The sequence below is a fragment of the Micromonospora sp. NPDC005174 genome (assembly GCF_040608495.1).
Lineage (GTDB): Bacteria > Actinomycetota > Actinomycetes > Mycobacteriales > Micromonosporaceae > Micromonospora.
In genome coordinates, this window is record NZ_JBEXIJ010000016.1 from 36,992 (window position 1) to 50,761 (window position 13,770).

At 71.0% G+C, this 13,770-nt stretch carries 11 protein-coding genes; 6 read left to right on the forward strand and 5 right to left on the reverse strand.

The window, feature by feature from the left end:
• Window positions 1-28: 28 nt before the first annotated feature.
• The gene (locus ABZU91_RS18735; RefSeq protein WP_355241649.1) at window positions 29-1,615 is read left to right on the forward strand and encodes a DUF6194 family protein; all 1,587 of its coding nucleotides are present in this window, start codon (window positions 29-31) and stop codon (window positions 1,613-1,615) included.
• A 67-nt stretch (window positions 1,616-1,682) separates the two neighbouring features.
• Here ABZU91_RS18735 and ABZU91_RS18740 read toward each other — a convergent pair whose 3' ends face one another.
• Entirely contained in the window at window positions 1,683-2,219 is a 537-nt protein-coding gene (locus ABZU91_RS18740) for an HNH endonuclease (RefSeq protein WP_355241651.1), read from the reverse strand.
• A gap of 266 nt (window positions 2,220-2,485) precedes the next feature.
• Here ABZU91_RS18740 and ABZU91_RS18745 point away from each other — a divergent pair, with 266 nt between their 5' ends.
• The 3 genes from ABZU91_RS18745 to ABZU91_RS18755 all read left to right on the forward strand — a co-directional run bounded on the left by ABZU91_RS18745 (window position 2,486) and on the right by ABZU91_RS18755 (window position 5,650).
• Window positions 2,486-3,544, forward strand: coding sequence for a mechanosensitive ion channel family protein (locus tag ABZU91_RS18745; protein ID WP_355241943.1), 1,059 nt, complete (start codon window positions 2,486-2,488; stop codon window positions 3,542-3,544).
• A gap of 234 nt (window positions 3,545-3,778) precedes the next feature.
• On the forward strand, window positions 3,779-5,152 hold the full coding sequence (locus ABZU91_RS18750; RefSeq protein WP_355241654.1) for an MFS transporter: 1,374 nt from the start codon (window positions 3,779-3,781) through the stop codon (window positions 5,150-5,152).
• 69 nt (window positions 5,153-5,221) lie between these two features.
• Complete coding sequence (locus ABZU91_RS18755; RefSeq protein WP_355241657.1) at window positions 5,222-5,650, forward strand: globin; 429 nt, start codon at window positions 5,222-5,224, stop codon at window positions 5,648-5,650.
• Between the two features lie 30 nt (window positions 5,651-5,680).
• On the opposite strand, the gene ABZU91_RS18760 is transcribed toward ABZU91_RS18755, so the two are convergent.
• The 4 genes from ABZU91_RS18760 to ettA all read right to left on the reverse strand — a co-directional run bounded on the left by ABZU91_RS18760 (window position 5,681) and on the right by ettA (window position 9,232).
• Entirely contained in the window at window positions 5,681-6,265 is a 585-nt protein-coding gene (locus tag ABZU91_RS18760) for a YbjN domain-containing protein (protein WP_355241660.1), read from the reverse strand.
• Window positions 6,266-6,397: 132 nt separating this feature from the next.
• Complete coding sequence (locus ABZU91_RS18765; protein WP_355241663.1) at window positions 6,398-7,120, reverse strand: hypothetical protein; 723 nt, start codon at window positions 7,118-7,120, stop codon at window positions 6,398-6,400.
• Window positions 7,117-7,563 (reverse strand): thioesterase family protein, encoded by a 447-nt coding sequence (locus ABZU91_RS18770; RefSeq protein ID WP_355241666.1) that lies wholly within the window; start codon window positions 7,561-7,563, stop codon window positions 7,117-7,119. The genes ABZU91_RS18765 and ABZU91_RS18770 overlap by 4 nt, the downstream gene beginning before the upstream one ends.
• Window positions 7,556-9,232, reverse strand: coding sequence for an energy-dependent translational throttle protein EttA (gene ettA, locus ABZU91_RS18775; protein WP_355241669.1), 1,677 nt, complete (start codon window positions 9,230-9,232; stop codon window positions 7,556-7,558). Before ettA ends, ABZU91_RS18770 begins: the two co-directional genes overlap by 8 nt.
• Before the next feature lie 328 nt (window positions 9,233-9,560).
• Between ettA and ABZU91_RS18780 the strand changes: the two genes are divergently transcribed.
• On the forward strand, window positions 9,561-10,961 hold the full coding sequence (locus tag ABZU91_RS18780) for a trehalose-6-phosphate synthase (RefSeq protein WP_355241672.1): 1,401 nt from the start codon (window positions 9,561-9,563) through the stop codon (window positions 10,959-10,961).
• Window positions 10,962-11,002: 41 nt separating this feature from the next.
• Window positions 11,003-13,564: a trehalose-phosphatase gene (gene otsB / locus ABZU91_RS18785; RefSeq protein ID WP_355241946.1), complete on the forward strand. Its 2,562-nt coding sequence runs from the start codon at window positions 11,003-11,005 to the stop codon at window positions 13,562-13,564.
• Window positions 13,565-13,770: the final 206 nt, after the last annotated feature.

Below are 13,770 nucleotides of genomic sequence, written 5' to 3' on the forward strand. Positions count from 1 at the left end.
CCGCCGGTTCAACGATACGGTCGATGCAATGACCACTCTTCTCGACCTGCTCGCCGGCTCGCCGGACCTGCTCGCGCTCGGCGAGCCGACGCATGGTGAGTCCGCCTTCCTCCAGGTCCGCAACGACACCCTTCTGACGCTCGCCGAGCACGGCTACCGCTCCGTCGCCCTGGAGAGCGACCGGGCCGCCGGACTGCTCGCCGACGAGTTCGTGCAGGGCGCGGCCGTGCCGCTCGACCGCGCGCTCGCCGAGGGGTTCAGTCACGACTTCGGCAGCGCGCCGGCCAACCGCGACCTGTTGCTGCGCATGCGCGAGTGGAACACCGGACGCCCCGCCGACCAACGACTGCGGTTCCACGGTTTCGACGCCCCGCTGGAGATCGAGGGGGCACCGAGCCCGCGCCGGCACCTGACGCGGGTGTGTGACTTCCTCGACCTCGACCGGTCGGCCGAGATCGACGAACTGGTCGGGGACGAGGCCCGGTGGAGCGACTCCGCCGCCGTCTGGGAGCCGGGCCGCTCGGTCGGACGCTCGGCGGACGCCCAGCGGCTGCGGGTCCTCGCCGACGACCTGCTGACCGAGCTGTACCTCCAGGCGCACCGGCGGCCCGCGGGCTGGCAGGCGGCACACGTCCACGCCACGTCGGCGGTCGCCCTGCTGCGCTACCACGCCGCGGCCGCGGCCCCGCTGGAAGACCAGGAACGGTTCGCGCGCCTGGCCGGCGTCCGGGACGCGCTGATGGCCGAGAACCTGCTCGCGATCCGGGCGGTCGAGGCACACCGTGGACCGACGCTGGTCTTCGCGCACAACACGCACCTCCAGCGGCATCCGAGCACCATGACGATGGGCACGACGACGGTGTCGTGGGCGGGCGCCGGCGCGATCGTCGGGGCGCTGCTGGGCGAGCGGTACGCGGTGGTCGCCGGCAGCCTCGGCGTGAGCCCGGCGCTCGGCATCGGCGCGCCCGCCCCGTCGACGTACGAGGGCCGGCTCCAGCGCAAGGGCGACCTCCCCGGGTACGTCCCGGCGGCCGACATCGCACCGGCCGAGCGCCGTACGCATGACTACCGCTACTTCCCGCTGGACCAGGCCACCATCGACAACGCCGACGCGGTGCTGCACATCCCCAGCGGCGTCCACGCGACAGTGCTCGCCGACCGGATCGCCGCGCTGCCCGACGTCGAGCAGGTGGTGGCGAGCGCGGAGGACGGATCACCCGAGGGCGCGTGGGGTGACCGCTTCTTCTACGTCGGCGCGGACCGCCGCCAACCGTTCGCCACCATCGTCGAGCACGACGTGCCGGGCTTCGACGAGGCCGGGCAGCTCGACCGCCCCGGCGTCTTCCGCCTCAACCTGGACCTGGGCCGGGCCGAGTTCGAGAAGGTGTTCGGCTTCGCGCCGAAGGCGTTCGAGAAGCACCGGGACGCCTTCGACTTCGCGCGGCTGGACACGCTCACACCGCACCCGGGCTACGCGCTGTACGGCTTCGCCAGCATCGTGATGCCGGGTCCACAGCTGCTGCCCGAGGTCGATCGGCTGCTCGCGGTCGCGCACGGACGGGCGGTCGACCGCCACGAGCGCGCGACGCGTCGGGCGTCCGACGAGCGGAGCTGAACCCGGGCGGCCCTGCCGCGGACCGGGCTCGCGCAGGTCGTGGGGACCGGTCCGGCGCGGGCCCGGGTCAGGCGACAGCTTCGGGCTCGCGCAGGTCGAGCCAGTCGGCCCAGCGCGGGTCCGGAGCGCGGTGCCCGAGGACCCGCCACGCGGTGCCCTTCGGCGCGGTCGGCAGGGCGTGCAGCCGCCAGCCCAGCTCGGCAGGGGTCTTGTCACCCTTGGTGTGGTTGCACCGTGCGCACGCGGCGACCACGTTCTCCCAGGCGTGCCGGCCACCCCGGCTGCGCGGGAAGACGTGGTCGATGGTCTCGGCCGGCCCCCGGCAGTAGGCGCACCGCCAGCCGTCCCGGGCGAAGATCGCGCGGCGGGACAGCCCGACGTGGGTGCGGTAGGGCACCCGGACGAAGCGGGTCAGCCGCACGACCGACGGCACCGGCAGGGCGTCCCTGGCGCTGTGCAGGATGCCGTCGCCGTCGGCGACACAGACAGCCTTGGCGGAGAGGACGAGGATCGCGGCGCGACGCACGGACACGACGCACAGGGGCTCGTAGGTGGCGTTGAGAACCAGCGCGCCGGAGCCCACCGTGGGTCGTATGTCAGGCATCGCGTCACCCTCCCGGTTCAGCGGCTGCTGCGAACCTGCCGCCGACCGGAGTTGGGCACGAGGGCCCGCACCGTCGACGCCCGTTCGATCACCGACGTCCGTTGCGCCAATAGTCCCTGATCGGACCCCGGATTGCACGTACTAATCCGGGGTCGGATATGAAGCTCTTTCCCGCACCTGTCACGATGGCCGGTTCGCCCCGGTCCGACCCGGCGCTCGGACGCATCTCACCCGGCTGGTGGGTCGGCGGCGGCCGGTCCGAGGTCTTGCGGTACGAAGGCAGGGTGAGTGCCGCCAGCGTGACGCCCCTTGCCCTGTCCGACGCCGTATCGGTGAACTGTCAGGGAAGTACCTCCTGCGAGTTCCTCTACCGCATGACCAGGTCCGAATGGTTCGCCGAGGGCAGCTACTGGATCCTGCTCAAGCCACTGCGGGTGCTGCTGATCCTGGCGCTGGCGATGGTGGCCCGCTGGGCGCTGCACCGGACGATCGACCGGCTGGTCCGGACGACCACCGACGGCGCGGTGCCGACGATGCTGCGACCGCTGCGCGAGCGGGTGCCCACCTCCGCGGTCAACCCGGCCGAGTTCGTGCCGGAGCGGCGACGACAGCGGGCCGAGGCGATCGGTTCGGTGCTGCGCAGCCTGACCACGGCGTTCGTCTTCGGCATCGCGCTGTTGATGATCCTGCGCGAGTTCAGCTTCGACCTGGCACCGCTGCTGGCCAGCGCCGGCATCGCCGGTGTCGCGTTGGGCTTCGGCGCGCAGAGTCTGGTCAAGGACCTGATCGCCGGGCTCTTCATGCTCATCGAGGACCAGTACGGCGTGGGCGACAACGTCGACCTGGGCGAGGCGACGGGCGTCGTGGAGTCGGTCGGACTCCGGGTCACCACGGTCCGGGACGGACGCGGCGTGCTCTGGTACATCCGCAACGGCGAGATCATCCGGGTGGGCAACAAGAGCCAGGGTTGGGCCCTGGTGGTGGTGGACCTGCCGATCGGCTTCAGCGGTACGGAGGAGGCCAACGCGGTGCTGCGGACGGCCGCCGCGTCGGTGGCGGTGGACCCGGAACTGTCGCCGGAGATCGTGGAGGCGCCGGAGGTGCTGGGAGTCGAGCAGATGACGGTGGACGGCGCCGTGATCCGCACGGTGGTCAAGACGACCGCCGACGGCCAGTTCGCGGTGGGCCGGGAACTGCGTCGCAGGCTGGCGGAGGCGCTGGAGAACTCGGGCATCACCGCGCAGATCGCCGCTGCCCGCATCTATCCCGGTGTCCCGAGCCGGCCCCTGCCCGACGGCGAGACCGGTCAGGGTGGAGCCACCTGACCTGGCACCCTGGCCGGCAGGACACGGGCCACGGTCCGCGCGGACCCTGGAGTATCGTCCGTTCGTTCGGTCGGGGATGCGACGAACGATCCGTTCGCCCTAGCCAGTTGTCCGACGATCGGGCAGAATCCCGAAGCACGCGTTCCCGCTGGAGCGCGGTCACATCCTCGCTGATCCGCAGATCTGACGAGCGTTCCCGGCCCGGCGGCCACAAGCAGCCGCACCCGGGGGCCGATGGAGGCGACGGTGCCCGACGAGCGACCTTCCACGGAAGGTCCGGCCACTTTTCGCGAAGTACTTGCCCAACGTGAATTTCGGGCTGTCTTCACGGCCGGGTCCTTGTCCTGGGTCGGTGACTACGTCGCCAAGGCCGCCGTGACGCTCCTCGTCTACCAGCAGACCAGGTCCGTCGCGCTCTCCGCCGCCGCGTTCGCGGTGAGCTACCTGCCGTGGCTGCTCGGTGGTCCGCTGCTCGCCACGCTTGCCGAGCGGTACCCGTTCCGGCGGGTGATGGTGGCGTGTGACGTCATCCGGATGGCGCTGATGGTGCTCATCGCCCTCCCGGGGCTGCCGATCCCGGTGGTGCTGGTGCTCCTCTTCACCACCACGCTTGCCAACCCGCCGAGCCAGGCGGCGAAGTCCGCGCTGATGCCGCAGATCCTCGCCGGAGACCGGCTGGTGGTCGGCCTGTCGTTGAACAGCAGTATCGCGCAGGCCGCGCAGGTCCTCGGCTACCTGTTCGGCGCCGCCGTCGCCTCGATCGACCCGACCGTCGCGCTGCTGTTCAACGCCGCGACCTTCGGCTTCTCGGCGCTGCTGCTGCGCTTCGGCGTCCGGGATCACGCGGTCGCGATGACCACCGCCCACCGCAGCCACCTGCTGCGGGAGACCGCCCAGGGCTTCGGCGTCGTCTTCCGTACGCCGGTGCTGCGGGCCATCGCGGTGCTGGTGTTCAGCGCGATGCTCTTCTCGATCGTCCCGGAGGGGCTGGCCGCCGCCTGGGCCAACGAGGGTGCCCAGAGCCACATGGCCGCCGGTACGGCACAGGCGGTGATCATGATGGCCAGTCCGGTGGGCTTCATCCTCGGCGGACTGCTGGTGAGCCGGCTGTGCGGCCCGGCCCGCCGGCTGTCCCTGATGCGACCGCTCGCGGTGTGCGCCCCGCTGGTGCTGGTGCCGGCGGTGCTCGATCCGCCCCCAGCGGTGGTGGCGCTCCTGGCCGCCCTGTGCGGGTTCGCGGTCGCCGGCATGCTCCCGATGGCCAACGGGCTGTTCGTCCAGGCATTGCCGAACGGGTTCCGGGCTCGTGGGTTCGGCGTGATGGCCACCGGGGTGCAGGTCATCCAGGGGCTCGCGGTGCTGATCACCGGACTGCTCGCCGAACGGTTTCCCCTTCCGCTGGTGGTCGGCCTCTGGAGCGCGGCCGGAGTGCTGCTGATGACCGTCGCCGCCCTGCGTTGGCCGGACAATCAGACGGTGGACGCGGCGGTAGCGGCCGCCTCGGCGGCCAACCTCGCGCCGACCCGTGCGGCGGGTGGCATCGCCGTCAGCGACAAGGGCGCCGAGCCGCGACCCGCCGAGGGCCGCCACCGGCACGCGGTGACCTGATCCGCGGCGTGAGCCGGCGCACGGCCTCCGGGTCGGGTCGACGGCCGACGCGCCTGGCAGGATGGAACGGTGAACCCCGCAGGTGAATCCGGCCGTGCCGATGCGTCGATGACCCTCTTCGAAGCGGTCGGCGGCGAACCCACCTTCCGCAGGCTGGTGGACGAGTTCTACGTCGGCGTCGCCAGCGATCCCCTGTTGCGACCGATGTATCCGGAGGAAGACCTGGGACCGGCGGCCGACCGGTTGACCCTGTTCCTCATGCAGTACTGGGGTGGGCCCAACACGTACTCCGCGCAGCGCGGGCACCCGCGGCTGCGGATGAGGCACGCCCCGTTCCGGATCGGCGGGGCCGAGCGCGACGCCTGGCTGCGGCACATGCGCCAGGCGGTGGACCGGCTCGACCTGGAACCGCAGCTCGCCGTCGCCCTCTGGGACTACCTGGAGCGGGCCGCGTACTTCATGGTCAACGCCATGGAGGACCCGGCCGAGCGCGCCTGACCGCGCGCGCCCGACGCTTCGGCCATGGCCTCAGAGCAGCGCGCCCTCGTCGTGCAGCCAGTCCACGAAGCTGGTGGCCACCGCCGCGCCGCAGTCGAGCATCTCGACCAACAGAGCGTCGTGGGTGCCGGCACCCAGGGGCACCTGCAACTCGGCGTAGATCGGCAGCTGCCCGCGTTCGGTCGGGTCGCCGATGTACGCCTTGCAGAAGCGGCGGGTGTGGTTCCACTCGTTGACCACCCGGTAGGCCCGGTCGGCCCAGTCCGGCGGGACGGTGGCGTGCGGGCGGGCCCGCATCACCAGGATCTCGTCCTCCGGACCCTCAAGGGTCACCAGCACGGCGTGCCGCTCCCACATGGCCAGCAGGTTGCCGTCGCCGTCGGCCAGGTAACGCACGTCGAGCAGGTCGAGTGCGTCACAGACCCGGCGCAGGCTCACCGGCTCGATGGTGGCCGCCATCTCGGTCAATGTAGGTCTGTCGCTGCCCGGGCAGTCGTCTCCCGGCTGGCGAGGACTCGGCGGCCCGACCCGGACCGCGCTCTCCACTGTGATCCCGCTTCGGGTTTCCGGATCACCGCCGTCGGCGGGACCGGGGCGCCATGACCACCACGGCATCGCTCGTCGCACCTCACTCCCCAGCGGATCCAGCCGCCTACGGTGCGTTGGATCCGAGGATGGACGGTACCCGGACAGCCGGGTTGAAGCACCCCCCCAACGGGCCCACCGGCCCAGAAGAATGAGTGGGGGTCATCCGTTCGGACGAGTAGTGAGGGGAGTCACGGCGAGGTCCGTGGCCTTCTGCAACCAGGCCGCTCCGTATGATCCCACCAGGCCCACCCAGCGACCGGCGACACGTACCCGCACTCCCGCATGCCCAGAAGGGCCGGCTGGGTCGTCGACGGCGCCGAGGAAGCCCATCCGGACCAGACCCTGCACCAGCCGCTGCGGCACCTCGACCGCCGGGCCCGGCGGATCGTCCGGTGTGACGACAACGGCCACGTGGTCGAGAAGCGCGTCGCGCAGGGCCCGCTGACCCACCGCGCGGCCCGCCACCCCCTGGGCGCTCGCCGTGCGCAGGGTGCCGGCCGCCGCGTCGGCGATCCGGCGCACCTCGACGCTGGGCAGCACCTCGACGGGCTGGCTGCGCGACGGCGGCAGCGGCCAACGCCACTGCGCGTCCCGGCGCTCCGGCAGCGCCGCACCGCCGCGTCCCAGCTCGGCCAGCAGGTCGGCCGCGCCCACGGTGACGTCTCCGGCGGCGTCGCCGGCCACCGTCGAGGCGACCAGCACCTGCCACGGCAGCCGGGCCCACAGGACGACCCGGCCGGGGGCGCCGGCCGGCCGCAGCCGTACCGGCGCCCCCGCGTCCAGCCGCACCAACCGGGCCAGGAAGGCGCCCGCGTCGGCCACGCCGGTCAGACCGTGGCCGGACGGCGACGCCGCCACCCGGTCCGCGCCCGGCCGCGTCACGCCCCACCACCCTCCGGCGCGTACGTGAGCAGGAAGTCCCGCTCCTCGACGGTGATCCGCCGGGGCACCTGACGGGTCAGGTCGAACGGCACCAGCACCGAGCGGGCGCGACTGGCCAGCACATCACCGTCGTACAGCTCGTAGGCGACGGTGAACCGGGACGCCTTGATCTCCTCCACCCACAGCTCGATGCGGACCGTGGGAGCGGACTCCGCGGTGGCCCGGCCCAGCGCGTAGTCGACCGGGCGCAGGTAGTCGACCTCGTGTCGGCGGATCACCACCCCGTCGGCGAACGAGCCCACTCCCCAGGCCCGGCCGCCGGCGAACATCAAGGCCACCCGCGCCTCCTCGTACAGCGTGAGGAAGCGCGAGTTGTTGACGTGGCCGTACGCGTCCAGGTCGGACCAGCGCAGCGTGCAGTGGTAGATGAAGCGGTCAGTCACGGGTCAGCTTGCGGTAGGTCACCCGGTGCGGTCGGGCGGCCTCCGCGCCGAGGCGGTCGATCTTGTTCTTCTCGTACGCCTCGAAGTTGCCCTCGAACCAGAACCACTTGGACGGGTCCTGGTCGTCGCCCTCCCAGGCCAGGATGTGCGTGGCGACCCGGTCCAGGAACATCCGGTCGTGGGAGATCACCACGGCGCAGCCGGGGAACTCCAGCAGCGCGTTCTCCAGGCTGGACAGGGTCTCGACGTCCAGGTCGTTCGTCGGCTCGTCGAGCAGGATGACGTTGCCGCCGATCTTCAGGGTCAGCGCCAGGTTGAGCCGGTTGCGCTCCCCGCCGGAGAGCACCTTGGTCGGCTTCTGCTGGTCCGGGCCCTTGAAGCCGAATGCGGCGATGTACGCCCGCGACGGCATCTCGACCTTGCCCACCATCAGGTAGTCCAGCCCGTCGGAGACGACCTCCCAGACGGTCTTGTCGCCGTTGAGGCCCTCGCGGTTCTGGTCGACGTACGACAACGAGACCGTCTCGCCGACCCGGACCGACCCACTGGTCGGCTCCTCCAGCCCGACGATGGTCTTGAACAGCGTGGTCTTGCCGACGCCGTTGGGGCCGATGATGCCGACGATGCCGTTACGCGGCAGCGAGAACGACAGGTCGTCGATGAGCACCCGGTCGCCGAAGCCCTTGGTGAGGTGGTTGGCCTCGATCACCGTACTGCCCAGGCGGGGGCCCGGCGGGATCTGGATCTCCTCGAAGTCCAGCTTGCGGGTCTTCTCCGCCTCGGTGGCCATCTCGTCGTACCGGTCGAGGCGTGCCTTCGACTTGGTCTGCCGGGCCTTGGCGTTGGAGCGGACCCACTCCAGTTCCTCGGTGAGGCGCTTCTTCATCTTGGCGTCGCGGCGGCCCTCGACGGCCAGCCGGGCGGCCTTCTTCTCCAGGTAGGTGGAGTAGTTGCCCTCGTACGGGTACGTCCGGCCACGGTCCAGCTCGAGGATCCAGTTGGCCACGTTGTCGAGGAAGTACCGGTCGTGGGTGATCGCCATGACGGTGCCGGCGTACTTGGCCAGGTGCTGCTCCAACCAGGAGACGCTCTCCGCGTCCAGGTGGTTGGTGGGCTCGTCGAGCAGCAGCAGGTCGGGTGCCTCCAGGAGCAGCTTGCAGAGCGCGACCCGGCGACGCTCACCACCGGAGAGCTGGGTCACGTCGGCGTCCGGCGGCGGGCAGCGCAGCGCGTCCATGGCCAGTTCGAGCTTGGAGTCGACGTCCCAGGCGTCGAGGTGGTCGAGCTCCTCCTGGAGCTTGCCCATCTCCTCCATCAGCTCGTCGGAGTAGTCGGTGGCCATCTGCTCGGCGATCTTGTTGAACCGCTCCAGCTTGGCCTTGGTCTCGGCGACCGCCTCCTCGACGTTGCCGAGCACGGTCTTGGCCTCGTTGAGCGGGGGCTCCTGGGCGAGCATGCCGACGGTGTAGCCGGGCATGAGCCGGGCCTCGCCGTTGCTCGGCTTGTCCAGCCCTGCCATGATCTTGAGAAGGCTGGACTTACCGGCGCCGTTCGGGCCGAGCACACCGATCTTGGCCCCCGGCAGGAAGCTCAACGTGACGTTGTCGAGCACGACCTTGTCGCCGTGCGCCTTGCGCGCCTTTTCCAGAACGTAGATGTACTGGGCCACGGTGCGGGCTACCTCCGTCGGTTTGCTGTCGCCTGAGTGGGCGGCGCGGCGCGGGCTGAGACTCCGCCCGCCGCCGCCGGCGGGGAGCCGGCCACGCGCACGCCATCGTCAATCCTGACAGGTACGGCGCGCTTCGCCCACATCACCCCGCCCGAGGAGTACGCGGCGAGCCGCCCACCCCTCCGACCGTCGGGCTGTCGACAAGATCACCCTGAGGATTCGCCGACTGCGGGGCGGGTAGGAGACTCCGGCACGGGGGCCCAGACACCGCAGCTACGCTCAGTACGCTCATCGCGGTGGACCCGTCAGTACCCGGAGGTGCCCGATCGTGACCGTCCGTAGCTCCTTTGTCGTAGTGGCGAACCGTCTGCCGGTCGACGAGGTGAGCACACCCGAGGGACGGCAGTGGCGACGCAGCCCCGGCGGGCTCGTCACCGCGCTGCATCCCGTACTCGCCGAGCACCAGGGCACCTGGGTCGGCTGGGCCGGTGGCACCGGCGCGGCGCCCGAGCCGTTCGACCTGGAGGGCATCCGGCTGCACCCGGTCCCACTGAGCGCCGAGGAGTTGGAGCGCTACTACGAGGGCCAGTCCAACGCGACGATCTGGCCCCTCTACCACGACGCGGTGGAGACACCTGCGTACAAGCGTCGCTGGCGCGAGGCGTACCGCCTGGTCAACGCCCGGTTCGCGGAGGCCGCGGCCGACGTGGCGGCCGAGGGCGCGACGGTCTGGGTGCAGGACTACCAGCTCCAGTTGGTACCGGCGATGCTCCGCGAGCTGCGCCCGGACCTGCGGATCGGGTTCTTCTTGCACATCCCGTTCCCGCCGATCGAGCTGTTCATGCAGATGCCGTTCCGCACCGAGCTGCTGCGCGGTCTGCTCGGGGCGGACCTGGTGGGCTTCCAGCAGCGGCTGGCCGCGCAGAACTTCGTCCGGCTGGCCCGGCACCTGCTCGGGCTGCGCTACGAGGGTCAGATGATCCAGGTCGACGGTCGGCAGGTGAAGGCGGGCGCCTTCCCCATCTCCATCGACACGCAGGAGATGGAGCGGATGGCCGCCGACCCGGCGATCCAGGCCCGGGCCAAGCAGATCCGCGCCGAACTGGGCGACCCGAAGACGATCATCCTGGGCGTGGACCGGCTCGACTACACCAAGGGCATCGAATTGCGCCTGAAGGCGTTCCGCGAGTTGCTCGCTGACGGAAAGTTGACAGTTCCGGACGCCGTTATGGTGCAGGTCGCCACGCCGAGCCGCGAGCGCGTCGAGCACTACCAGGCACTTCGCGTCAAGGTCGAGCGCGAGGTTGGTCGGATTAATGGCGAATTCGGCCGAGTCGGCGTGCCTGCCGTGCATTACCTCCATCAGTCGTACAGTCGCAGTGAACTGGCCGCGATGTACGTTGCTGCGGACGTGATGATGGTGACCCCGCTGCGAGACGGCATGAATCTCGTGGCCAAGGAGTACGTCGCATCCCGTGCCGACCAGGGCGGTGCGCTCGTGCTGAGCGAGTTCGCTGGCGCCGCAACGGAGCTGCGCCAGGCATTCCTGTGTAACCCGCACGACCCGGACGCGGTCAAGGACGCCCTGCTCCGGGCCGTGCACGTGGAAAAAAGCGAGGCGCGCCGCCGGATGCGGACAATGCAACGTCACCTACGTACCCACGACGTGGGGCACTGGGCCAAGTCTTTCCTCTCCGAACTGGGAGTTTCCGAGGCGGAGGCCGCGTGAACACGTCCGTCAACGACGGAACGGCGATCGCCACCGGGGTCATGGACCCGGAGCTGCGATCCGCCATCGGCCGGATCGCCCGGGTGCCACAGCTCCTGATCGCCTGCGACTACGACGGCACACTCGCGCCGATCGTGGAGGACCCCAGCACCGCCGTACCGCTGCCCGAGTCGGTGGCCGCGATCCGCGCGCTCGCCGCCCTACCGCAGACGAGCGTGGCCGTGGTCTCCGGTCGCGCTCTGCGGGACCTGGCCGCGCTCTCGCGGCTGCCCAGCGAGGTACACCTCGTCGGCAGCCACGGCTCCGAGTTCGACATCGGCTTCGTCGAGCGCCTCTCCCCCGAGCTGGTCGCCGTACGCACCCAGGTGCGCAACGCGCTGCGCGAGATCGCCGCCGAGCACCCGGGCATCCGGCTCGAACGCAAGCCGGCCAGCGTCGCGGTACACACCCGGGGCGTCGACCCGCAGGTCGCCGCCTCGGCCATCGAGGCCGTCCGTAACGGCCCGGCCAGCTTCGACGGCGTGACGGTGACCCAGGGCAAGGAGGTCATCGAGCTGTCCGTGGTGGCCACCCACAAGGGCACGGCCGTCGACCAGCTACGGACCCAGCTCTCGGCCAGCGCGGTGCTCTTCATCGGCGACGACGTCACCGACGAGAACGCCTTCGGCAACCTGCACGGGCCGGACCTCGGCATCAAGATCGGCCCCGGCGAGACCCAGGCCAGCTTCCGGGTGGCCGAGCCCATCGAGGCCGCCCGCGCGCTCGGGCTGCTGCTGGAAACCCGCCGGCACTGGCTGTTCGGCGAGCGGGCGGTGCCCATCGAGCGGCACTCCATGCTGGCCAACGGTCGTACCGTCGCGCTTCTCACTCCCGACGCGAAGGTCAGCTGGCTCTGCCACCCCAAGCCGGACTCGGCGGCGATCTTCGCCGACCTGGTCGGCGGCAGCCCGGCCGGGCACTTCAGCATCACCCCGGAGCGGGGGGGCATTCCGCTGGGCCAGCGCTACCGCTCCGGCACCATGACCGTCGAGACCCGGTGGTCCGGGCTCACCGTCACCGACTGGCTGGACAAGCCGGCGCGCGAGACGACGCCGGACGGCCCGGCGGTGGTGACCGGCGACTCGACCCTGGTCCGGGTACTCAGCGGCAACGGCCGGGTCCGGGTGGAGTTCGCTCCGCGCCCCGAGTTCGGCCAGGTGGCCGTGCAGTTGCAGCCGGTCGGCGACGGCCTGCTGGTGCTCGGCTCCAACGAACCGATCGCTCTCTACTCCCCCGGGGTGGAGTGGCAGGTCAACAACGACGGCGGGTACGAGACCGCCAAGGCGGTCGTCGACCTCTCCGCCGCGGGTGGGCAGGTCGTGCTGGAGCTGCGCTTCGGTACGCACAGCCTGGAGCACCACCGGGTGCCGATCCACGAGCGGCAGGCCGCGGCCGAGCAGCCGTGGAAGGACTGGGTGGCCTCGCTGCGGCTGCCGTCCACCTCCCGTGAGCTGGTCGCGCGCAGCGCCCTCACCCTGCGCGGGCTCTGCCACGAGACCACCGGCTCGATCCTCGCCGCGGCCACCACCTCCCTGCCGGAGGAGCTGGGCGGCGTCCGCAACTGGGACTACCGCTACTGCTGGCTGCGCGACGCGGCGCTGACCGCCCGCTCGCTCGTCGACCTCGGTTCCATCGAGGAGGCCGAGGCGTTCCTTCGCTGGGTGGACGGCTGCATCGAGCGCACCGGCGGCCACCCGGAGCGGCTGCACCCGCTCTACACCATCGACGGGTACGAGCTGGGCGCCGAGGCGGTCATCGACACGCTGCCCGGGTACGCCGGCTCCCGGCCGGTCCGGGTCGGCAACCTGGCCAACCACCAGCTCCAGCTCGACGTGTTCGGCCCCATCGCGGATCTGATCGCGGCGGTCGCCGACGCGCGCGGCTCGGTCCGCGACGACGAGTGGCGGGTCCTGGAGAACATGGTCGAGGCGGTCCGCCGCCGTTGGCACGAGCCCGACCACGGCATCTGGGAGGCGCGGCTGCCTCCCCGGCACCACGTCTTCTCCAAGGTGATGTGCTGGATGACCGTCGACCGGGCGCTGCACGTGGTGCGTCAGCACGGTGGCGAGGACCGGCCCGAGTGGAAGGACCTGCGCGACCGCATCGGCGCCAACGTGCTGGAGCACGGCTGGCACGACGACGTCGAGGCGTACAGCGTCGCGTACGGGGACGAGGACATGGACGCCTCGTCGCTCTGGATCGGCCTCTCCGGCCTGCTCCCGGGTGACGACCCGCGCTTCCTGTCGACGGTCCTGAAGATCGAGGCGGACCTGCGCAGCGGCCCGGTCGTCTACCGGTACCACTGGGACGACGGCCTGCCGGGCCGCGAGGGCGGTTTCCACATCTGCACGGCGTGGCTGATCGAGGCGTACCTGCGCACCGGTCGCCGCACCGACGCCGAGGAGCTGTTCGCGCAGATGGTGCTGACCGCCGGCCCGACCGGGCTGCTCCCGGAGCAGTACGACCCGCTGGCCGAGCGCGGCCTGGGCAACCACCCGCAGGCGTACAGCCACCTCGGTCTGATCCGCTGTGCCCTGCTGCTGGACAACATGCTCAAGCAGTAGGTCGACTCGCACGACGATCGGGGCCGGAGGCGCGTACACCTCCGGCCCCGATTCCGTTGTGGTTGCCCGGCCTCAGGTCGCTCAGCGTGACACCGGCCGGGTGGCAGGGGTGTGGTGGTGGTCCTTTGCTCTGCTTCAACCCAGGAAACATGCGCCGTCCGATATCCGGACACCGGGTGTTGCCTCCGTTGAAGCAGAGCAAAGGA